An 18,815-nucleotide genomic window follows, 5' to 3' on the forward strand; every position below is an offset into this window, starting at 1 on the left:
ATATTCGGTAAACTGTACTTGACAAAGAGGTGTAAAGAATGAAAAAGAAATCACTGACTGAACTCATTTCTGATTTAAAAGGAAATGAAAACGTTGTGAATTGGCATGAAATTGAGCCTCGGGAAGCAAAAACAAGGCCTATGCCCGAAAGTATAGACGAGAGAATCAAAGTGGCCCTTTCGAAAAGGGGCATTGATGAACTATATACTCACCAATATTCCGCTTTTCAATATGTGCAAAAAGGAGAAAGCATCGTTACCGTAACGCCAACAGCATCAGGAAAAACGTTATGCTACAACCTCCCAGTCCTGCAGTCCATCGCCCAAGATGAAACAAACCGGGCGTTATATTTATTTCCGACTAAAGCGCTGGCACAAGACCAAAAGAGCGAGCTAAATGAAATTATTGATGAAATGGGCATTGATATTAAAAGCTTTACATATGACGGGGATACGTCTCCGGCAATCAGACAAAAGGTGAGAAAAGCAGGTCATATTGTCATTACAAACCCCGATATGCTGCATTCTGCCATTCTACCGCATCATACGAAATGGGTCAGTTTGTTTGAAAACCTTAAGTATATCGTCATCGATGAGCTTCATACGTATCGAGGTGTGTTCGGCAGCCATGTAGCAAATGTGATCCGGCGGCTAAAGCGGATCTGCCGGTTTTATGGAAGTGATCCGGTTTTTATTTGTACTTCCGCAACAATTGCCAACCCAAAGGAATTGGGAGAGCAGCTGACAGGCAAACCGATGCGGCTGGTCGATGACAACGGCGCACCGAGCGGACGCAAGCATTTTGTGTTTTACAATCCGCCAATTGTGAACAAACCGCTGAATATTAGAAGGAGCGCAACCGCAGAAGTGAATGAACTGGCGAAAGAGTTCCTTAAAAACAAAGTGCAGACCATTGTTTTTGCCAGAAGCAGAGTTCGGGTGGAAATTATTTTAAGCCATATTCAGGAGCTTGTGAAAAAAGAGATTGGAACAAAATCAATCAGAGGCTATCGGGGAGGCTATCTGCCGAAAGAGCGAAGAGAAATCGAAAAAGGCCTGAGAGAAGGCGACATTTTAGGAGTGGTCAGTACGAATGCCTTAGAGCTTGGTGTTGATATCGGCCAGCTGCAAGTGTGTGTAATGACGGGGTATCCCGGAAGTGTTGCAAGTGCTTGGCAGCAGGCCGGACGAGCCGGCAGAAGACACGGTGAATCTTTGATTATCATGGTAGCCAATTCAACACCGATTGACCAATATATTGTGCGGCATCCTGAATATTTCTTTAATCGTTCGCCGGAATCTGCAAGAATTAATCCGGAGAATTTAATAATTTTAGTAGACCACTTAAAGTGTGCGGCTTATGAGCTTCCTTTTAGAGCTGATGAAGAATTTGGAGCCATGGAAGTCAGTGATATTCTTGAGTATCTTCAGGAAGAGGCTGTTCTTCACCGCAACGGCGAACGGTACCATTGGGCAAGTGAGTCGTTCCCTGCTTCAAACATCAGTTTGCGTTCCGCCTCCCAGGAAAATGTCGTTATAGTTGATCAGTCGGATATTGCAAATGTAAGGATTATCGGTGAAATGGACCGTTTTAGTGCGATGACGCTTTTACATGATGAAGCGATTTATTTGCATGAAGGCGTTCAGTATCAAGTTGAGAGGCTCGATTGGGAACATAAAAAGGCGTATGTCAGAAAAGTCGATGTCGAATATTATACGGATGCAAACCTGGCAGTTCAGCTGAAGGTTTTAGAAATCGATAAAACGAAAGAAAAAAGCCGTACGTCATTGCACTATGGAGACGTCACTGTCAATGCCCTGCCGACCATTTTTAAAAAAATAAAAATGACCACTTTTGAAAATATTGGGTCTGGACCTATTCATTTGCCGGAAGAAGAACTGCATACAAGTGCAGCTTGGCTCGAAATCAAAACAGCGGATGAAGACATCGGGGAAAAGACACTGGAACAGTTGCTTCTTGGCATCTCGAATGTGCTGCAGCATATTGTCCCTGTGTATATCATGTGTGATCGAAATGATGTTCATGTTGTTTCTCAAATTAAAGCAGCCCATACCGGATTGCCAACCATATTTTTATATGATCATTATCCGGGCGGTATCGGTTTGGCGGAGGAAGTCTTTAAACGTTTTTCAGACATTAATGAAGCGGCGAAACAACTGATTACACATTGTCCTTGTTATGACGGCTGTCCGTCTTGTATAGGTACGGAAATAGAAGGGATAAAAGCAAAGGAAAGAATTTTGCAGCTGTTGGATCAAATGTCGTAAGGAGGGAGGCCGGATATGTCATTAAAAGGGAAACTCCAACGGATGAAAAAGCACATGGTGCTCGATGAAGGAGAACAAAAAATAGAAGCAGGCAAACAAGAAAACCACTTTGATGACATCCCGTTTTTAGAAGAGTGGGAGGCTTTTGGCATGAAGCCTTTCATCTTCGAAGATGAATACTGCCTCATCAGAGAAGTAGAATATCCGCTTTCTCACCGCCATGGGTTATACAGCTTTTCTGAGCTTGAGGAAGTGATCACACTGTGGAATCAAAGCGGCCTGTCGCATACGTTGTCAGCAAAAGGGTATAACAAAAACAACCTCTTTTTCTTTGATACAGAAACAACCGGTCTTGGGGGTGGAGCTGGGAATACCATTTTTTTGCTTGGGCATGCGAGAGTATATGAAGACCGAGTGACAGTCAAACAGCATCTTTTGCCCAAACCGGGGAACGAAGTCGCCTTGTACCAAAGCTTTTTAAGCGAGGTTGACATTACATCACTTGTGACCTACAACGGCAAAGCCTTTGATTGGCCGCAGGTGAAAACAAGGCACACCTTGATCCGTGACAGACTTCCGAAGCTTCCGGAGTTTGGCCACTTTGATCTTTTGCATGGAGCTAGACGCCTGTGGAAACACAAAATGGACCGCGTATCTCTTGGCACGGTTGAAAAAGAGGAGCTCGGCATCCGCAGACTAGAAGACACACCGGGCTACTTGGCGCCAATGCTTTACTTTCATTTTATCAAGGCGCAAGAGCCGGATCTTTTAAAAGGTGTCCTGCATCATAATGAAATGGATGTGTTATCACTCATTTCATTGTACATCCATATGTCTAAAAAAATCCTTTCAGAATCACATGCGCCAAAAGAACACAGTGAAGCCTATGCTATGGCGAAATGGTTTATGGCTCATAAAGAAACGGACCAAGCGATCAAGCAGTTGGAAAGGCTTATAGAAAAATCGTTTGAGAATCAGGACAGTGCACGGCTGGATTTATCGCTCCTGTACAAAAAACAAAACCGCTTGGAAGAAGCAGTGCCGCTTTGGGAAAAGCTGTCCCGCTCGCAAAACCAGAAGTGCAGATACGCTGCTGTAATAGAGCTCGCGAAATATTTTGAGCATAAGAAAAAAGAATTCGGAAAAGCATTGCAAATAGCAGAGCAATTGCTTAGCGATGCGGCATGCTTATCAGAGAAAGAAACTGAAAAACTGCATGTGAGAATTGCCCGGCTGAAGAGGAAATATTCCTCTTAAATATTCCCCGGGAAAGCGCAAAAGACGACTTGTTTCGCCATGAATTTTTTTTGCTGAATTCACATTGATTTTGTTGTAGAATAGCGGCGAATCCTGTAAAATGACGTTAGTTATTTTTAAAGGGAGAGTTGGTATGTATAAGGGTGTTTTTTACTTGTTCTTTGTTGTGGTATTTTTGATTGCTTTTGTGTTTTCAAACTTTAAAGACAGCTTAATTGCACACTTTTAAAATAGGTCTTTGCATCAGAACATGTACCCCTTATTTTTCATAGCTTAGTATTGTAATAAAGTTTATGGAAAGGGGATTTTATCATGCATCACTGCAGACCGCATATGATGGCGCCAATTGTCCATCCTACTCATTGCTGTGAACACCATACGTTTTCGAAGACTATCGTGCCGCACATTCACCCACAGCATACAACAAACGTAAACCACCAGCATTTTCAGCACGTTCACTACTTTCCACACACTTTCTCAAATGTTGACCCGGCTACGCATCAGCATTTTCAAGCAGGAAAACCTTGCTGCGACTACTAGTATGGAAAACGTGCAGCTTGATGGTGTAAACAATGCAGCACAACAAATGGGGCCCACGGGAGCCCCATTTTTTAAAGCAGGTGAAATGATGAAAGTACTGGCAATTACGGGCTATAAACCGTTTGAACTCGGGATATTTAAGCAGGATGACAAGGCGCTGTATTACATAAAAAAAGCCATTAAGAACCGGCTGATTGCTTTTTTGGATGAAGGATTAGAATGGATTTTAATTTCGGGCCAGCTTGGAGCGGAGCTGTGGGCGGCAGAAGCTGCATATGATTTGCAGGAGGAATACCCTGACTTAAAGGTAGCTGTCATCACACCATTTTACGAGCAGGAAAAGAACTGGAAAGAACCGAATAAGGAACAGTATGAAGCAGTTCTGGCTCAGGCAGACTATGAAGCAAGCCTGACTCACCGTCCTTATGAAAGCCCGCTTCAATTCAAACAAAAAAATCAGTTCTTCATTGATAAGTCCGACGGGCTTCTGCTTTTATATGACCCGGAAAAGGAAGGCTCCCCTAAGTATATGCTTGGGACAGCGGAAAAAAGGCGCGAAAAGGATGGCTATCCCATCTACTTTATTACAATGGATGACTTGAGAGTGACAGTAGAGGAAGACAGCTACTCATAGCAATAAGAGAAATTTGACAACCGTACAGATTTCTGAAAAAATATATGTGATGATTCACGATACGAGGTGAAAAAGATGCTTGCTGATAAAGTAAAGCTTTCTGCGAAAGAAATTTTGGAAAAAGAATTTAAAACAGGCGTTAGAGGCTACAAGCAAGAAGACGTTGACAAATTTTTAGATATGATTATTAAGGATTATGAAACCTTCCATCAAGAAATTGAAGAACTGCAGCAGGAAAATCTGCAGCTGAAAAAACAGCTTGAAGAAGCAAGCAAAAAACAGCCTGTGCAATCTAACACAACAAACTTTGATATTTTAAAACGGCTGTCTAACTTAGAAAAACACGTTTTTGGCAGCAAGCTTTATGATTGATCACGCTTGAAAAAAATGGCGCTTGTAAATTGTAATCAGTTGTTATATAATAATTCATGTTCTTAACGTTCGGGTAATCGCTGCAGATCTTGAATCTGTAGAGGAAAGTCCATGCTCGCACGGTGCTGAGATGCCCGTAGTGTTCGTGCCTAGCGAAGTCATAAGCTAGGGCAGTCTTTAGAGGCTGACGGCAGGAAAAAAGCCTACGTCTTCGGATATGGCTGAGTATCCTTGAAAGTGCCACAGTGACGAAGTCTCACTAGAAATGGTGAGAGTGGAACGCGGTAAACCCCTCGAGCGAGAAACCCAAATTTTGGTAGGGGAACCTTCTTAACGGAATTCAACGGAGAGAAGGACAGAATGCTTTCTGTAGATAGATGATTGCCGCCTGAGTACGAGGTGATGAGCCGTTTGCAGTACGACGGAACAAAACATGGCTTACAGAACGTTAGACCACTTACATTTAAAATGATGAAAACAAGCTCTCCCGTATAAGGAGAGCTTTTATCTTGAAAAGAGAAAAGTTTTAAAAGACAGGGTGATACGATGAAGAAGTATACACTAATTGCAACGGCGCCGATGGGCATTGAAGCTGTTGTCGCAAAGGAAGTACGAGATTTAGGATACGAATGCAAGGTTGATAACGGGAAAGTTATTTTTGAAGGTGATGCACTTGCCATCTGCCGTGCGAACCTTTGGCTTAGAACAGCCGACCGCATAAAGGTTCAGGTTGCTTCTTTTAAAGCGAAAACATTTGATGAACTGTTTGAAAAAACGAAAGCGATTAACTGGCGCTCATTTATACCTGAAAACGGGAAATTCCCTGTCATCGGAAAATCGGTAAAATCAACACTTGCAAGCGTTCCCGACTGTCAGCGGATCGTCAAAAAAGCAATTGTCGAAAAACTCAAGCTGCAGTCCGGCAAAGCCAATGATTGGATTGAAGAAACAGGTGCCGAGTATAAAGTCGAAATTTCTTTATTGAAAGATCAGGCTTTGATTACACTGGACTCATCAGGGACAGGCCTTCACAAACGAGGATACCGTGTCGATCAGGGCGGTGCGCCGATTAAAGAAACACTTGCTGCCGCTTTGGTGCAATTAACCAATTGGACGCCTGACCGCCCGTTTGTTGATCCTTTCTGCGGCTCCGGAACAATCGCGATAGAAGCGGCGCTAATCGGCCAAAACATCGCCCCGGGATTCAATCGCGATTTTGTTTCAGAGGATTGGGAATGGATCGGTAAAGATCTGTGGAACAAAGCGCGGCTTGAAGTCGAAGAAAAGGCAAATTATGATCAGCCGCTTACAATTTTCGCTAGCGACATATACCACCGCATGGTTCAAATCGCAAAAGAAAATGCAGAGGAAGCAGGATTGGGAGATCTAATCCAGTTCAAACAGATGCAGGTCAAAGACTTTACCACAAATCTGGAATTTGGCGTAATTGTCGGCAACCCGCCATATGGAGAGCGTCTCGGCGAGAAAAAAGCCGTTGAGCAGATGTACAAAGAAATGGGGAAGGCGTTCGAGCCGCTTGATACTTGGTCTGTGTATATGCTGACATCAAATGAAAACTTTGAGGAAGCATATGGCAGAAAAGCAACGAAGAAACGAAAGCTCTTTAACGGGTTTATTAAAACGGATTATTATCAATATTGGTCAAAAGTAAGGCCGCAGCGAAAGAAAACAGAAAACGCATAAAAAGAAGACGCTCTGCATGCGTCTTCTTTCATCTTTCAGCCCTATTCTATCGTTACCAACGGTGAGCTTTCGCGTTGCTTCTCAATATAATGTTGGTTTGGGACATTTCAGTGTGACCGTTTACTTGAGACTTAGAACGTTTAGGCCGCGTCCAATTGTGATGAAACAGTTCAGAATGCTGATCTAATCGGTTTCTATAACTCATGTCAACATCACTCCCTGATAGAATATTGTTGATAAGACGGATAATCCGGAGACGGAATATCAAGTGTAGTTTGTGCATGTTTCGGTGATAACATGCGGTAAAGCATGTATATAAAATGAAAAGTTCGCATACAATGATGATTATTTCCATCAGAGGTGATCTCATGCTGAACAGCGAACATTTTAATCTTATTCAAAGGGCGCTTGACGCAACAGCAAACGAGCTGAAGGAGCTCGGGACTGATTCGTCTCCGTCTGTGATTTCGCATGCGCAAACTGATTTAGAAAAAGCGGTAGAACATATTTATTCAACAGACCATCCTTTTTTATCGTCGCATGTGATCAATCGTAAGTAAACTGCAAAAAACTTGGCATTGCCAAGTTTTTTTATTGTATTCATCAGCGGAAAATGATATTATTGGTGGTCTGAATGTCGAATAGTTGGGGGTTGGAACTAGGTGACAACATCACGTTTGCCTTTTTCTTTAACGAAAACAAAGAATTTTTATGAAGAATTGAACAATTGGATTGGTGACGTGTTTTACGATATCCTTCCCGAAAAAGGGTTTGATCTTCGGGACGAGCAAGTATTTATGGCTTTTCAGCTGGAGCGGGCGTTTAAAGAGAAAAAAGTCATGTTCGCCGAAGCTGGAGTGGGAACGGGGAAAACGCTGGTTTATCTTCTTTTTGCAATCAGCTATGCAAGGTATGTCGGCAAACCCGCCATCATCGCTTGTGCAGATGAAACATTAATTGAACAGCTGGTGAAAAAAGAGGGCGATATTTCTAAGCTGGCTGAGCATCTTGATCTGAAAATTGATACAAGGCTGTCAAAATCACATGAGCAATATTTATGCTTGAAGAAGCTTGAAAAAACAATGCAGCGTTCTGATGATGATAAATGGCTGGATCTTTATGAGTCGTTACCGTCATTTGTCCACGAGTCACAGGCGATGCAGCGCTTTTATCCGTATGGCGACCGTAAGCAGTACGCAAATCTATCGAATGAAGAGTGGTCTGACGTAAGCTACGACTCGTTTCAGGACTGTCTGACTTGTGATATGAGACACAGATGCGGTCTGACACTTTCCAGAGATTACTACCGCAAGTCAACGGACTTAATCATTTGTTCCCATGATTTTTATATGGAGCATGTGTGGACGGAAGAATCACGCAAACGAGAGGGCCAGCTGCCGCTCTTGCCTGATCATAGTGCAGTTGTATTTGATGAGGGGCACTTGTTAGAGTTTGCTGCGCAAAAAGCGCTAACCTATAGAGTGAAGCAGTCTACTCTTGAATTGTTTTTAGAACGATTGCTGCAAAATGACATCAGAGAAGAGTTTGCAGAATTGATTGAAGATGCGCTTCTCGCAAACGACGAATTTTTCTATGTTCTTTCTGAAGAATCAAAGGAAGTAGCCGGTTCACACCGTTTAGAAATAAAAAATGACCAGCGTGTCAAAAAGGCGGCGGACGAGCTTTGCAGTTTACTTGATAAAATCGGTGAGGCACTTGTATTTGAGTCTGAAATGTATACGATTGATCAATACGAGCTGTCAGTAGTGGAAGAATATGTTGAACAAATGGCGTATTCATTATCTCTATATCAAAAGGATGCGATCAGCTGGCTGGAGAAAAAGGAAGCAGAATCAACTTTTGTCGTGATGCCGAGAACGGTAGCAGAAGTACTTGGCGAAAAAGTGTTTTCTAAGAAAATTCCTTATATCTTTTCTTCTGCTACGCTGTCAGAAGGCGGTTCGTTTGATTATATTGCCGACAGTCTTGGGATTCATGATTATTTGTCATTAACTGTTGATTCCCCTTATGATTATGACGAGCAAATGAGTATTAATCTATACGCAAAAACAGATATGGCCGCTGAACAAAAAACGGCTGAAACGATTGAAACAATCAAACGTTACAAAGGAAGAACGCTGGTGCTTTTCCCTTCTTTTGAAGAATTAAACGAGTTTAAAGAGCTGTCGGCGGCATGGGAGCTGCCGTATCCAATTTTCTTCGAAGGTGATGAGGAAATCAGCAGCTTAGTAGAGAAATTCCAAGAGGAAGAGGAAACAGTACTTTGTTCAGTTCACTTATGGGAAGGACTCGACATTCCCGGTGACGCATTGAAGAATGTTACCATTTGGTCATTGCCGTTCCCGCCACACGATCCTGTATTTACAGCGAAGCGCAACGGAGCGAAAAAAGATCCGTTCGAAGAAGTTGATCTGCCATATATGTTGTTACGTGTACGGCAGGGCATCGGGCGCCTGATTCGCTCGAATCAAGACAGCGGCTCGATTCACATTTACGCTGGCGGAGAAAATGAACGCATCATTGATGAGGTCAAAAAGGTCTTGCCTGTTGAACCGCACATGATGTAATGGAAAAAAGCTGACGGTCGTTCGTCAGCTTTTTTTATTTGTCAGCGGGATAGCCAGCCGCCATCAACTGCTAAAATATGTCCATTTACATAATCTGAAGCACGTGATGCCAAAAAGACTGCAGTCCCCCCGATATCATCCGCTTGGCCCCAGCGGCCGGCAGGAATTCTCTTTAAAATGTCCTCATTTCGCTTTTCGTCATCCCGAATAGGCTTTGTATTCGCAGTAGAAATATAGCCTGGGGCGATTGCGTTGACCTGAATACCGGACGCTGCCCACTCATTTGCAAATGATTTTGTCAAACCGGCAACAGCGTGTTTGCTCGCGGTGTAAGCCGGAACGAGGATGCCGCCTTGAAAAGACAGGAGAGAGGCAATATTAATAATCTTTCCATGACCTCTTTTCAGCATGTGCCTGCCAGCAAGCTGTGTCAGAATAAACAGGCTGTGTAGATTGACATTCAGTACGTGCTGCCAGTTCTCTTCTGAAAAATCTTCCGCTTTTTCCCGATGAATAATGCCGGCATTATTGACAAGGATGTCGATCTGCCTGTTTTCAAACAGGTCAGCTGCAGAATCCTTTATCGCTTCCGGCTTGCTCATGTCCAATGTAAAAGATGTAAATATCCGGCCTTCCTGTTCCACAAGCTGCTGTGTTTCAGACAGGCTGCTTGTATGTGATGTGCCGATAATATCAGCGCCAGCCCCGGCTAGGGCTTTGGCAATACCTTGACCGATCCCTGTTCCCGGGCCTGTCACCAGCGCTGTTTTTCCTTCTAATGAAAAGGCGTCATGTAGATAACCCATCTTATTTCAGCCCATCCATCGGAACGAGATCCATGTCCGTAAATGTGTAATTTTCTCCAGCCATCGCCCACACAAAGCTATAGTTTGATGTTCCTGCGCCAGAATGAATAGACCAGGCGGGAGAAAGGACAGCCTGCTCATTTCCAACAACAAGATGGCGTGTTTCGTCCGGCTGGCCCATGAAATGAAATACCTTTGAGTCCTTTTCAAGATCCAGATAAAGATAAGCCTCCATCCGACGGTCATGAACGTGTGCTGGCATGGTATTCCAGTTGTTGTTTTGATCTAATATCGTTATTCCCATCATCAGCTGACAGCTTTTAATGCCATCCTGATGAATGACTTTGTACAGACTTCTGACATTAGACGCTGCATCATCACCAAGGCGGTCCGGTGTCAGTTCAGCTAGGGCGGCTTTTTGTGTCGGATAGCTTTTGTGGGCGCAAGCGGAGACGAAGTAAAACTTCGCTTTTTCACCGTTCAGGCTTGAAAATGATACATCCTGATTACCCATTCCGATATAGAGAAAATCCTTTGTTTGAAGCACATATTCATCATCGCCGACTCTAACGGCACCAGGCTGGCCGACATTAATAATCCCGATTTCACGCCGTTCCAAAAAGAAGTCTGTTTTTAGAAAATCACCTGCATCAAGCTTCAGTTCACTTTGCCCTGGAGCCGCTCCGCCGATGACAACCCGGTCTTCATGTGAGTAATACATCGTAAGTTTGTTTTCTGTAAATAAAGGATCCATTAAGAAATGACTGCGAAGCTCCTCTGTTGTAAAGCGTTTTACTTGTTCAGGATGTACAGAATAACGATTTTCCATTATATTTCCCCCTTGGTTAGGATTTCAGCAACACTTGAATGAAAATATTTTGGTAACGGTTTCAAAGAAAATTTTAGGATAAATAGTGAAAAGAGTCAACGGAAAAATAATGAATTGACACATTATTAAAAAAACTCTTTCCAAATTCTAAAATTATGGTATCCTTTTGTTGTAACGGTTTTGAAATCGGTTTCAAATATATGAGATACAGGAGCACTTGAATGAAAAAGAAAACAACAGGCCATACAACCATCAAAGATGTAGCTGAATGTGCAGGAGTTTCGAAATCGACAGTTTCCCGCTATATTAACGGAAAAATTGACGCGATTTCTCCTGAAAAAGTGAAAAACATTAAAAAGGCAATCGCAGAATTGAATTATCGGCCGAGTAAAATGGCACAAGGTTTGAAAATAAAAAAAAGCAAGTTAATCGGATTTGTTGTAGCTGACATTACAAATCCTTTTTCGGTCGCTGCTTTCAGGGGAGTCGAAGAGGTTTGTGATCAATATGGATACAGCATTATGGTGTGCAACACAGATAACAGTCCTGAAAAAGAGCGGGAAATGCTCTTAAAGCTAGAAGCCCATTCGGTTGAGGGCTTGATTTTAAACGCAACAGGGGAAAACAAGGATGTACTGCGCGCTTTTGCTGAACAGCAAATTCCAACAATCTTAATTGACCGGAAACTGCCGGATCTGAAACTGGATACCGTAACGACTGACAACAGATGGATCACAAAAGAGATTCTTCAGAAGGTGTACAGCAAAGGATATACTGATGTCGCGCTGTTTACCGAACCGATTTCCTCTATCAGCCCTCGTGCAGAAAGAGCAGCTGTGTATCAGGAAATGGCTTCGGTTCATAATGTGAACGGGCTTGTCAGATTGCATGAAATTGACGTAAAGGACAAGGAGCAGCTTAAGGCGGCGCTCCGTTCTTTTCGCAAGGAAATGCCGGAGCAAAAAAAAGCGATTCTGGCTTTGAATGGCTTGATTATGCTGAAAATCATCAGCTGTATGGAAGAGCTTGGCCTGCGCATCCCTCAAGATATAGGGATTGCAGGATTCGATGATACGGAATGGTATAAACTGATCGGTCCAGGCATTACAACGATCGCCCAGCCGTCACATGATATGGGCAGGACGGCGATGGAACGTGTATTAAAAAGGATTGAAGGTGACAAAGGAGCGCCTCAAACCATTGAATTAGAGGCAAAAGTCATCATGAGAAAGTCACTTTAATCCTAGGTGCCCTCAACTAAGAGGAGGTTGGGAAGAGATGAAGCTTGATGCGGTGACATTCGGGGAATCAATGGCCATGTTTTACGCAAATGAGTATGGAGGCCTTCATGAAGTATCCACTTTTTCTAAAGGGCTTGCCGGAGCAGAAAGCAATGTCGCCTGCGGTCTTGCCAGACTCGGATTCCGAATGGGATGGATGAGCAAGGTCGGCAATGATCAGCTCGGAACGTTTATTTTACAAGAGCTTAAAAAAGAGGGAGTAGATGTGTCCCGCGTGATCCGCTCGCAGGACGAAAATCCCACCGGGCTGTTGCTGAAGTCAAAAGTGAAAGAAGGCGACCCGCAAGTTACCTACTATAGGAAAAACTCAGCTGCAAGCACATTAACTTCAGCTGAATATCCGAGAGATTATTTTCAATGCGCAGGCCATTTGCATGTGACAGGCATTCCGCCTGCTTTATCAGCCGAGATGAAAGACTTCACGTATCATGTCATGAACGACATGAGAAACGCAGGGAAGACCATTTCATTCGACCCTAATGTAAGACCTTCGCTTTGGCCTGATCAAGCAACAATGGTACACACAATCAATGATCTGGCTGGGCTTGCAGACTGGTTTTTCCCGGGTATCGCAGAGGGAGAGCTATTGACCGGAGAAAAAACACCTGAAGGCATTGCCGACTATTATTTGAAAAAAGGTGCCAGCTTTGTTGCTATTAAACTTGGAAAAGAAGGCGCTTACTTTAAAACGGGGACAAGTGAAGGATTTCTAGAAGGCTGCCGGGTCGACCGGGTGGTTGATACGGTCGGCGCCGGAGACGGATTTGCAGTCGGTGTAATCAGCGGTATCCTAGACGGTTTGTCGTACAAGGATGCGGTGCAAAGGGGAAATGCGATTGGCGCTTTGCAAGTGCAGGCACCGGGGGATATGGACGGTTTGCCGACCAGGGAGAAATTAGCTTCTTTTTTATCTGCTCAAAGAACGGTTCACCAAAAGAAAGGGGATTATTAATATGGAGTCCAAAGTCGTTGAAAACCGTCTGAAAGAAGCAAAGCTGATTGCAGTCATTCGTTCAAAGGATAAGCAGGAGGCCTGTCAGCAGATTGAGAGTTTATTAGATAAAGGGATTCGTGCAGTTGAAGTGACGTATACGACCCCCGGGGCATCAGATATTATCGAATCCTTCCGTAATAGGGAAGATATTTTAATTGGCGCGGGCACGGTCATCACCGCGCAGCAAGCTGGGGAAGCTGCTGAGGCTGGCGCGCAGTTTATTGTCAGTCCGGGTTTTTCAGCTGATCTTGCTGAACATCTATCTTTTGTAAAGACACATTATATCCCCGGCGTCTTGACTCCGAGCGAAATTATGGAAGCGCTGACATTCGGTTTTACGACATTAAAGCTGTTCCCAAGCGGTGTGTTTGGCATCCCGTTTATGAAAAATTTAGCGGGTCCTTTCCCGCAGGTGACCTTTATTCCGACAGGCGGGATACATCCGTCTGAAGTGCCGAATTGGCTTAGAGCCGGAGCTGGCGCCGTCGGAGTCGGCAGCCAGCTGGGCAGCTGTTCAAAAGAGGATTTGCAGGCTGTTTTCCAAGTGTAAGTGAAATTGTTTTTTCATAACCGGAGGATGGGAGAATCCACAATATGAAAATCAAGGCGACAATTGAACGGGTACCTGGCGGCATGATGATTATTCCGCTATTTCTTGGAGCGGCGCTCAACACGTTTGCGCCTGGAACAGCGGAGTTCTTTGGAGGGTTTACGGGTGCTTTGATTACCGGAACGCTGCCGATACTGGGTGTTTTTATCTTTTGCGTAGGAGCAACGATTGATTTTCGTTCTTCAGGCTATATCGCAAGAAAAGGAATCACGTTATTATTGGGAAAGGTCGGATTTGCAGCGCTGCTTGGCGTGATCGCAGCGCAATTTATACCTGACGAAGGCATACAATCCGGCTTTTTTGCAGGCCTTTCTGTTTTAGCAATTGTCGCGGTAATGAATGAAACGAACGGCGGACTGTATTTAGCGCTCATGAACCATATGGGAAGAAAAGAGGATGCAGGCGCTTTCGCCTTTATCAGTACAGAATCTGGTCCTTTTATGACCATGGTGACGTTTGGTGTGACGGGACTTGCCGCATTCCCATGGGAAACGCTGGCAGCGACAGTCATCCCGTTTTTACTTGGATGTATACTTGGAAATCTGGATCACGATCTCAGAGACTTATTCAGCAAAGTTGTGCCGGCGATCATTCCATTTTTCGCCTTTTCGCTTGGCAATACCTTGAATTTTGGAATGCTGATCCAATCAGGGCTGCTCGGCATTTTTATCGGAGTTTCTGTCGTCATTTTATCGGGCAGTTCCTTGTTTTTACTTGATCGTTTTGTCGCGCGGGGAGACGGTGTTGCGGGAGTGGCCGCTTCTTCTACGGCAGGGGCGGCTGTAGCCGTGCCATATGCATTAGCGGAAGCGAATGCCTCATTTGCGCCAGTTGCTGAGTCGGCAACTGCAATTATCGCGACAAGCGTTATTGTCACCTCGCTCTTAACCCCGCTGGCAACAGTGTGGGTAGATAAAAAAATCAAGCAGAAAAAGCGGAGAACACCTCCGCCAAAAAATCAAATGACGATCAACTGAATAAAAAGGCTGCCATAAAAACATCCCGGCAGCCTTTTATACAAACAATTTGACTTTCATACCCCCTTCCATTAGCCTGTAATGGAACGGCTAGAATAGGGAGGGAATGGATATGGAGATACATACATATGAAAAAGAATTTTTTGATCTTTTAAAAAGAATCTCACATTACAGCGAAGCAGTTGCGTTAATGCACTGGGACTCCAGAACAGGCGCGCCGAAAAACGGCTCAGAGGATCGTGCCGAAAGTATCGGCCAGCTTTCAACAGATATATTCAATATCCAAACATCAGATCGAATGAAGGAGCTTATCGATGTCCTGTATGAACGATTTGATGACTTGTCGGAAGATACGAAAAAAGCAGTGGAACTGGCGAAAAAAGAGTATGAAGAGAATAAGAAAATCCCTGAGGCTGAATACAAAGAATACGTGATTCTGTGTTCAAAGGCAGAAACAGCGTGGGAGGAAGCGAAAGGAAAATCTGATTTCAGCTTGTTTTCTCCTTATTTAGAACAGCTGATTGAATTCAATAAACGTTTTATTACGTATTGGGGATATCAAGAGCATCCTTATGATGCATTGCTTGATTTGTTTGAGCCCGGCGTCACGGTAAAGGTGCTTGATCAGCTGTTTGCTGAGCTGAAGGAAGCGATTATCCCTCTTGTTAAACAGGTGACAGCTTCCGGAAATAAACCAGATACAAGCTTTCTTACAAAAGCGTTCCCGAAAGAAAAGCAAAAAGAGCTCAGTCTGTATTTTTTACAGGAGCTTGGCTACGATTTTGATGGCGGAAGACTTGATGAAACCGTTCATCCGTTTGCAACTACGCTGAATCGGGGAGACGTTCGGGTCACGACGAGATATGATGAAAAAGATTTCCGGACGGCGATCTTTGGCACCATTCATGAGTGCGGGCACGCGATTTACGAGCAAAATATTGATGAAGCACTCAGTGGCACGAATTTGTCAGACGGCGCATCAATGGGAATTCATGAATCGCAATCATTATTTTACGAGAATTTTATCGGCCGCAACAAGCATTTTTGGACACCGTACTATCAGAAGATTCAAGAAGCATCACCTGAACAGTTCAAGGACATCTCCCTGGATGATTTTGTCCGGGCAATCAATGAATCAAAACCTTCATTTATTAGGGTCGAAGCGGATGAATTGACGTATCCTCTTCATATCATCATCCGTTATGAAATTGAAAAAGCGATTTTCAGCAATGAAGTGTCTGTGGAAGATCTGCCGTCGCTTTGGAATCAAAAATACCAAGATTATTTAGGGATTACACCGCAGACTGACGCAGATGGGATTTTACAGGACGTCCATTGGGCAGGTGGAGATTTCGGCTACTTCCCATCCTATGCGCTCGGCTACATGTATGCGGCTCAGCTGAAACAAAAAATGCTTGAGGATCTCCCTGAATTTGACGCTCTCTTGGAAAGAGGAGAGTTCCATCCGATAAAGCAATGGCTGACGGAAAAGGTGCACATTCACGGAAAACGGAAAAAGCCGTTAGACATTATTAAAGATGCAACAGGAGAAGAGCTGAATGTTCGCTATTTAATTGATTATTTATCAAACAAATATTCAAATCTCTATCTGTCATAATCAAAAGCCTGGCGGCGCGGTCGTCAGGCTCTTTTATATCGTATACCCTTGAAATACGAATGATATCTAAAAAAACAAAAATAAAGTTCGGGAATTTTTATTTTCAGCCTATGCAAGAGATTAGAATCTTGATATAATTTATTACAATATAATAGGAACACTCATATAATCGCGTGGATATGGCACGCAAGTTTCTACCGGGCACCGTAAATGTCCGACTATGGGTGAGCAATGGAACCGCACGTGTACGGTTTTTTGTGATATCAGCATTGCTTGCTCTTTATTTGAGCGGGCAATGCTTTTTTTATTCTCATAACGGAGGTAAGACAGGATGGAAGCACTGAAACGGAAAATAGAGGAAGAAGGCGTCGTATTATCTGATCAGGTATTGAAAGTGGATTCTTTTTTGAATCACCAAATTGATCCGCTGCTTATGCAGAGAGTTGGTGACGAATTTGCGTCCAGATTTGCAAAAGACGGTATTACCAAAATTGTGACAATCGAATCATCAGGTATTGCTCCCGCTGTAATGACGGGCTTGAAGCTGGGTGTGCCAGTTGTCTTCGCGAGAAAGCATAAATCGTTAACACTCACCGACAACTTGCTGACAGCGTCTGTTTATTCCTTTACGAAGCAAACAGAAAGCCAAATCGCAGTGTCTGGGACCCACCTGTCGGAACAGGATCATGTGCTGATTATCGATGATTTTTTGGCAAATGGACAGGCAGCGCACGGGCTTGTGTCGATTGTGAAGCAAGCGGGAGCTTCTATTGCGGGAATTGGCATTGTTATTGAAAAGTCATTTCAGCCGGGAAGAGAAGAACTTGTAAAACTGGGCTACCGAGTGGAATCTTTGGCAAGAATTCAGTCTTTAGAAGAAGGAAAAGTGTCCTTCGTACAGGAGGTTCATTCATGAGAAATGGATTCGGCAAAACGCTGTCTTTAGGGATTCAGCATGTTCTCGCCATGTATGCCGGCGCCATTGTCGTTCCTCTGATTGTCGGAAAAGCAATGGGACTGACCGTCGAGCAGCTGACTTACTTAGTATCAATTGATATTTTTATGTGCGGTGTGGCTACACTTCTGCAAGTGTGGAGCAACCGATTTTTTGGGATCGGGCTTCCGGTAGTGCTTGGATGTACCTTTACAGCTGTATCGCCAATGATTGCGATTGGATCTGAATATGGGGTTTCAACAGTTTACGGCAGCATTATCGCTTCAGGCATTCTTGTCATTCTTATTTCATTTTTCTTTGGAAAGCTCGTATCGTTTTTTCCGCCGGTCGTGACAGGCTCTGTTGTTACGATTATCGGTATTACACTGATGCCGGTTGCCATGAATAACATGGCCGGCGGAGAAGGAAGTGCAGATTTCGGAGATCTCTCCAACCTTGTTCTTGCTTTTACCGTGTTGAGTATCATTGTGCTTCTGTACCGTTTTACAAAAGGCTTTATCAAGTCCGTCTCGATTTTGATCGGTATTTTGATTGGCACCTTCATCGCTTATTTTATGGGGAAAGTTCAATTTGATAATGTTTCGGACGCGGCAGTTGTTCAAATGATTCAGCCATTTTACTTCGGCGCGCCGTCTTTTCATGCAGCGCCTATCATTACGATGTCCATCGTTGCAATTGTCAGCCTTGTGGAGTCAACTGGTGTTTACTTTGCTTTAGGTGACCTGACAAACCGCCGTTTGACAGAGAAAGATTTGTCTAAAGGCTATCGAGCTGAAGGACTAGCTGTGCTTCTGGGCGGTATTTTTAACGCTTTTCCTTACACGGCATTCTCTCAAAATGTCGGGCTTGTTCAGCTCACAGGGATCAAAAAAAATGCCGTCATTGTGGTCACAGGTGTGATCCTAATGGCATTTGGGCTGTTTCCAAAGATCGCTGCTTTCACGACCATTATTCCATCCGCTGTTTTGGGCGGTGCAATGGTGGCGATGTTTGGAATGGTGATTGCTTACGGAATTAAAATGCTCAGCCGCATTGATTTTGCGAAACAGGAAAATCTGCTGATTGTTGCTTGCTCAGTGGGATTGGGGCTCGGTGTGACCGTTGTGCCGGATATTTTCAAACAGCTTCCGAGTGCCTTAACGCTGCTTACAACGAATGGCATTGTGGCGGGCAGCTTTACTGCAGTCGTCTTAAATATTGTATATAACGTTTTTTCTAAAGCTAAAAAAACAGAACAAGAAGCTGACCTCGCTGAACAAAAAACAGCAGTCTAACTCCGCCGCGGCGGAGTTTTTTTGCATATAAAAAAGATTGTTGCGGCACAATGTATGCAAAGAGGTGA

The 18,815-nt window shown here is 43.8% G+C and carries 19 protein-coding genes, 1 other RNA gene and 1 riboswitch; of the genes, 17 read left to right on the plus strand and 3 right to left on the minus strand.

Annotated features, from left to right (window positions below):
- Positions 1 to 38: 38 nt before the first annotated feature.
- From mrfA to FB592_RS17950, 8 genes are all read left to right on the plus strand, one after another.
- The gene (gene mrfA, locus FB592_RS17915; protein ID WP_021481523.1) at positions 39 to 2,288 is read left to right on the plus strand and encodes an ATP-dependent helicase MrfA; all 2,250 of its coding nucleotides are present in this window, start codon (positions 39 to 41) and stop codon (positions 2,286 to 2,288) included.
- A gap of 15 nt (positions 2,289 to 2,303) precedes the next feature.
- Positions 2,304 to 3,545, plus strand: coding sequence for a metal-dependent exonucleaseMrfB (gene mrfB / locus FB592_RS17920; RefSeq protein WP_070547477.1), 1,242 nt, complete (start codon positions 2,304 to 2,306; stop codon positions 3,543 to 3,545).
- Between the two features lie 100 nt (positions 3,546 to 3,645).
- On the plus strand, positions 3,646 to 3,774 hold the full coding sequence (locus FB592_RS17925; RefSeq protein ID WP_003230707.1) for a hypothetical protein: 129 nt from the start codon (positions 3,646 to 3,648) through the stop codon (positions 3,772 to 3,774).
- A gap of 83 nt (positions 3,775 to 3,857) precedes the next feature.
- The gene (gene cotD / locus FB592_RS17930) at positions 3,858 to 4,085 is read left to right on the plus strand and encodes a spore coat protein CotD (protein ID WP_010886551.1); all 228 of its coding nucleotides are present in this window, start codon (positions 3,858 to 3,860) and stop codon (positions 4,083 to 4,085) included.
- An 88-nt stretch (positions 4,086 to 4,173) separates the two neighbouring features.
- On the plus strand, positions 4,174 to 4,719 hold the full coding sequence (locus FB592_RS17935) for an SLOG family protein (protein WP_015483367.1): 546 nt from the start codon (positions 4,174 to 4,176) through the stop codon (positions 4,717 to 4,719).
- Between the two features lie 75 nt (positions 4,720 to 4,794).
- Positions 4,795 to 5,091: a cell division regulator GpsB gene (gpsB, locus tag FB592_RS17940; RefSeq protein ID WP_003225629.1), complete on the plus strand. Its 297-nt coding sequence runs from the start codon at positions 4,795 to 4,797 to the stop codon at positions 5,089 to 5,091.
- Positions 5,092 to 5,156: 65 nt separating this feature from the next.
- Positions 5,157 to 5,537, plus strand: an RNA gene (rnpB, locus tag FB592_RS17945) — RNase P RNA component class B.
- 100 nt (positions 5,538 to 5,637) lie between these two features.
- Complete coding sequence (locus FB592_RS17950) at positions 5,638 to 6,795, plus strand: THUMP domain-containing class I SAM-dependent RNA methyltransferase (protein WP_141949921.1); 1,158 nt, start codon at positions 5,638 to 5,640, stop codon at positions 6,793 to 6,795.
- 52 nt (positions 6,796 to 6,847) lie between these two features.
- Here FB592_RS17950 and FB592_RS17955 read toward each other — a convergent pair whose 3' ends face one another.
- Positions 6,848 to 7,000 (minus strand): YpzG family protein, encoded by a 153-nt coding sequence (locus FB592_RS17955; protein WP_010327933.1) that lies wholly within the window; start codon positions 6,998 to 7,000, stop codon positions 6,848 to 6,850.
- A gap of 163 nt (positions 7,001 to 7,163) precedes the next feature.
- Here FB592_RS17955 and FB592_RS17960 point away from each other — a divergent pair, with 163 nt between their 5' ends.
- Both FB592_RS17960 and FB592_RS17965 read left to right on the plus strand, forming a co-directional pair.
- Positions 7,164 to 7,355, plus strand: a complete 192-nt coding sequence (locus FB592_RS17960; RefSeq protein WP_003246090.1) for a hypothetical protein — start codon at positions 7,164 to 7,166, stop codon at positions 7,353 to 7,355.
- Between the two features lie 102 nt (positions 7,356 to 7,457).
- Entirely contained in the window at positions 7,458 to 9,383 is a 1,926-nt protein-coding gene (locus FB592_RS17965; RefSeq protein WP_049141304.1) for an ATP-dependent DNA helicase, read from the plus strand.
- A gap of 41 nt (positions 9,384 to 9,424) precedes the next feature.
- Here FB592_RS17965 and kduD read toward each other — a convergent pair whose 3' ends face one another.
- Both kduD and kduI read right to left on the minus strand, forming a co-directional pair.
- A complete protein-coding gene (gene kduD / locus FB592_RS17970) occupies positions 9,425 to 10,189 on the minus strand; it encodes a 2-dehydro-3-deoxy-D-gluconate 5-dehydrogenase KduD (RefSeq protein WP_049141306.1) in 765 nt (254 codons plus the stop codon).
- A gap of 1 nt (position 10,190) precedes the next feature.
- Entirely contained in the window at positions 10,191 to 11,018 is an 828-nt protein-coding gene (gene kduI / locus FB592_RS17975) for a 5-dehydro-4-deoxy-D-glucuronate isomerase (RefSeq protein WP_103804274.1), read from the minus strand.
- 221 nt (positions 11,019 to 11,239) lie between these two features.
- Here kduI and kdgR point away from each other — a divergent pair, with 221 nt between their 5' ends.
- The 7 genes from kdgR (at position 11,240) to pbuX (ending at position 18,747) form a co-directional block, all read left to right on the plus strand.
- A complete protein-coding gene (gene kdgR / locus FB592_RS17980; protein WP_124048178.1) occupies positions 11,240 to 12,259 on the plus strand; it encodes a pectin utilization transcriptional regulator KdgR in 1,020 nt (339 codons plus the stop codon).
- A 37-nt stretch (positions 12,260 to 12,296) separates the two neighbouring features.
- On the plus strand, positions 12,297 to 13,271 hold the full coding sequence (gene kdgK, locus FB592_RS17985; protein ID WP_015251846.1) for a 2-dehydro-3-deoxygluconokinase: 975 nt from the start codon (positions 12,297 to 12,299) through the stop codon (positions 13,269 to 13,271).
- A gap of 1 nt (position 13,272) precedes the next feature.
- Positions 13,273 to 13,863 (plus strand): bifunctional 4-hydroxy-2-oxoglutarate aldolase/2-dehydro-3-deoxy-phosphogluconate aldolase, encoded by a 591-nt coding sequence (gene eda, locus FB592_RS17990; RefSeq protein WP_087961031.1) that lies wholly within the window; start codon positions 13,273 to 13,275, stop codon positions 13,861 to 13,863.
- A 44-nt stretch (positions 13,864 to 13,907) separates the two neighbouring features.
- Positions 13,908 to 14,900 carry a 2-keto-3-deoxygluconate transporter gene (gene kdgT, locus FB592_RS17995; RefSeq protein ID WP_040082818.1) on the plus strand — a complete coding sequence of 331 codons (993 nt, stop codon included), beginning with the start codon at positions 13,908 to 13,910 and terminating at the stop codon, positions 14,898 to 14,900.
- 112 nt (positions 14,901 to 15,012) lie between these two features.
- The gene (ypwA, locus tag FB592_RS18000; RefSeq protein WP_141949924.1) at positions 15,013 to 16,518 is read left to right on the plus strand and encodes a carboxypeptidase; all 1,506 of its coding nucleotides are present in this window, start codon (positions 15,013 to 15,015) and stop codon (positions 16,516 to 16,518) included.
- Between the two features lie 141 nt (positions 16,519 to 16,659).
- A riboswitch (purine riboswitch) is annotated at positions 16,660 to 16,759 on the plus strand.
- A 90-nt stretch (positions 16,760 to 16,849) separates the two neighbouring features.
- The gene (gene xpt, locus FB592_RS18005; protein ID WP_032726019.1) at positions 16,850 to 17,434 is read left to right on the plus strand and encodes a xanthine phosphoribosyltransferase; all 585 of its coding nucleotides are present in this window, start codon (positions 16,850 to 16,852) and stop codon (positions 17,432 to 17,434) included.
- A complete protein-coding gene (pbuX, locus tag FB592_RS18010) occupies positions 17,431 to 18,747 on the plus strand; it encodes a xanthine permease PbuX (RefSeq protein WP_021481516.1) in 1,317 nt (438 codons plus the stop codon). The genes xpt and pbuX overlap by 4 nt, the downstream gene beginning before the upstream one ends.
- Positions 18,748 to 18,815 lie beyond the last annotated feature (68 nt).

This window comes from Bacillus sp. SJZ110 (assembly GCF_006715455.1).
Classification (GTDB): Bacteria; Bacillota; Bacilli; order Bacillales; family Bacillaceae; genus Bacillus; species Bacillus subtilis.

What these genes read in the sequence shown, in the direction of transcription:
- mrfA (WP_021481523.1), top strand. Translation starts at nt 39, where the DNA reads ATGAAAAAGAAATCACTGACTGAACTCATTTCTGATTTAAAAGGAAAT.
- mrfB (WP_070547477.1), top strand. Translation starts at nt 2,304, where the DNA reads ATGTCATTAAAAGGGAAACTCCAACGGATGAAAAAGCACATGGTGCTC.
- FB592_RS17925 (WP_003230707.1), top strand. Translation starts at nt 3,646, where the DNA reads ATGACGTTAGTTATTTTTAAAGGGAGAGTTGGTATGTATAAGGGTGTT.
- cotD (WP_010886551.1), top strand. Translation starts at nt 3,858, where the DNA reads ATGCATCACTGCAGACCGCATATGATGGCGCCAATTGTCCATCCTACT.
- FB592_RS17935 (WP_015483367.1), top strand. Translation starts at nt 4,174, where the DNA reads ATGAAAGTACTGGCAATTACGGGCTATAAACCGTTTGAACTCGGGATA.
- gpsB (WP_003225629.1), top strand. Translation starts at nt 4,795, where the DNA reads ATGCTTGCTGATAAAGTAAAGCTTTCTGCGAAAGAAATTTTGGAAAAA.
- FB592_RS17950 (WP_141949921.1), top strand. Translation starts at nt 5,638, where the DNA reads ATGAAGAAGTATACACTAATTGCAACGGCGCCGATGGGCATTGAAGCT.
- FB592_RS17955 (WP_010327933.1), bottom strand. Translation starts at nt 7,000, where the DNA reads ATGAGTTATAGAAACCGATTAGATCAGCATTCTGAACTGTTTCATCAC.
- FB592_RS17960 (WP_003246090.1), top strand. Translation starts at nt 7,164, where the DNA reads ATGCTGAACAGCGAACATTTTAATCTTATTCAAAGGGCGCTTGACGCA.
- kduD (WP_049141306.1), bottom strand. Translation starts at nt 10,189, where the DNA reads ATGGGTTATCTACATGACGCCTTTTCATTAGAAGGAAAAACAGCGCTG.
- kduI (WP_103804274.1), bottom strand. Translation starts at nt 11,018, where the DNA reads ATGGAAAATCGTTATTCTGTACATCCTGAACAAGTAAAACGCTTTACA.
- kdgR (WP_124048178.1), top strand. Translation starts at nt 11,240, where the DNA reads ATGAAAAAGAAAACAACAGGCCATACAACCATCAAAGATGTAGCTGAA.
- kdgK (WP_015251846.1), top strand. Translation starts at nt 12,297, where the DNA reads ATGAAGCTTGATGCGGTGACATTCGGGGAATCAATGGCCATGTTTTAC.
- eda (WP_087961031.1), top strand. Translation starts at nt 13,273, where the DNA reads ATGGAGTCCAAAGTCGTTGAAAACCGTCTGAAAGAAGCAAAGCTGATT.
- kdgT (WP_040082818.1), top strand. Translation starts at nt 13,908, where the DNA reads ATGAAAATCAAGGCGACAATTGAACGGGTACCTGGCGGCATGATGATT.
- ypwA (WP_141949924.1), top strand. Translation starts at nt 15,013, where the DNA reads ATGGAGATACATACATATGAAAAAGAATTTTTTGATCTTTTAAAAAGA.
- xpt (WP_032726019.1), top strand. Translation starts at nt 16,850, where the DNA reads ATGGAAGCACTGAAACGGAAAATAGAGGAAGAAGGCGTCGTATTATCT.
- pbuX (WP_021481516.1), top strand. Translation starts at nt 17,431, where the DNA reads ATGAGAAATGGATTCGGCAAAACGCTGTCTTTAGGGATTCAGCATGTT.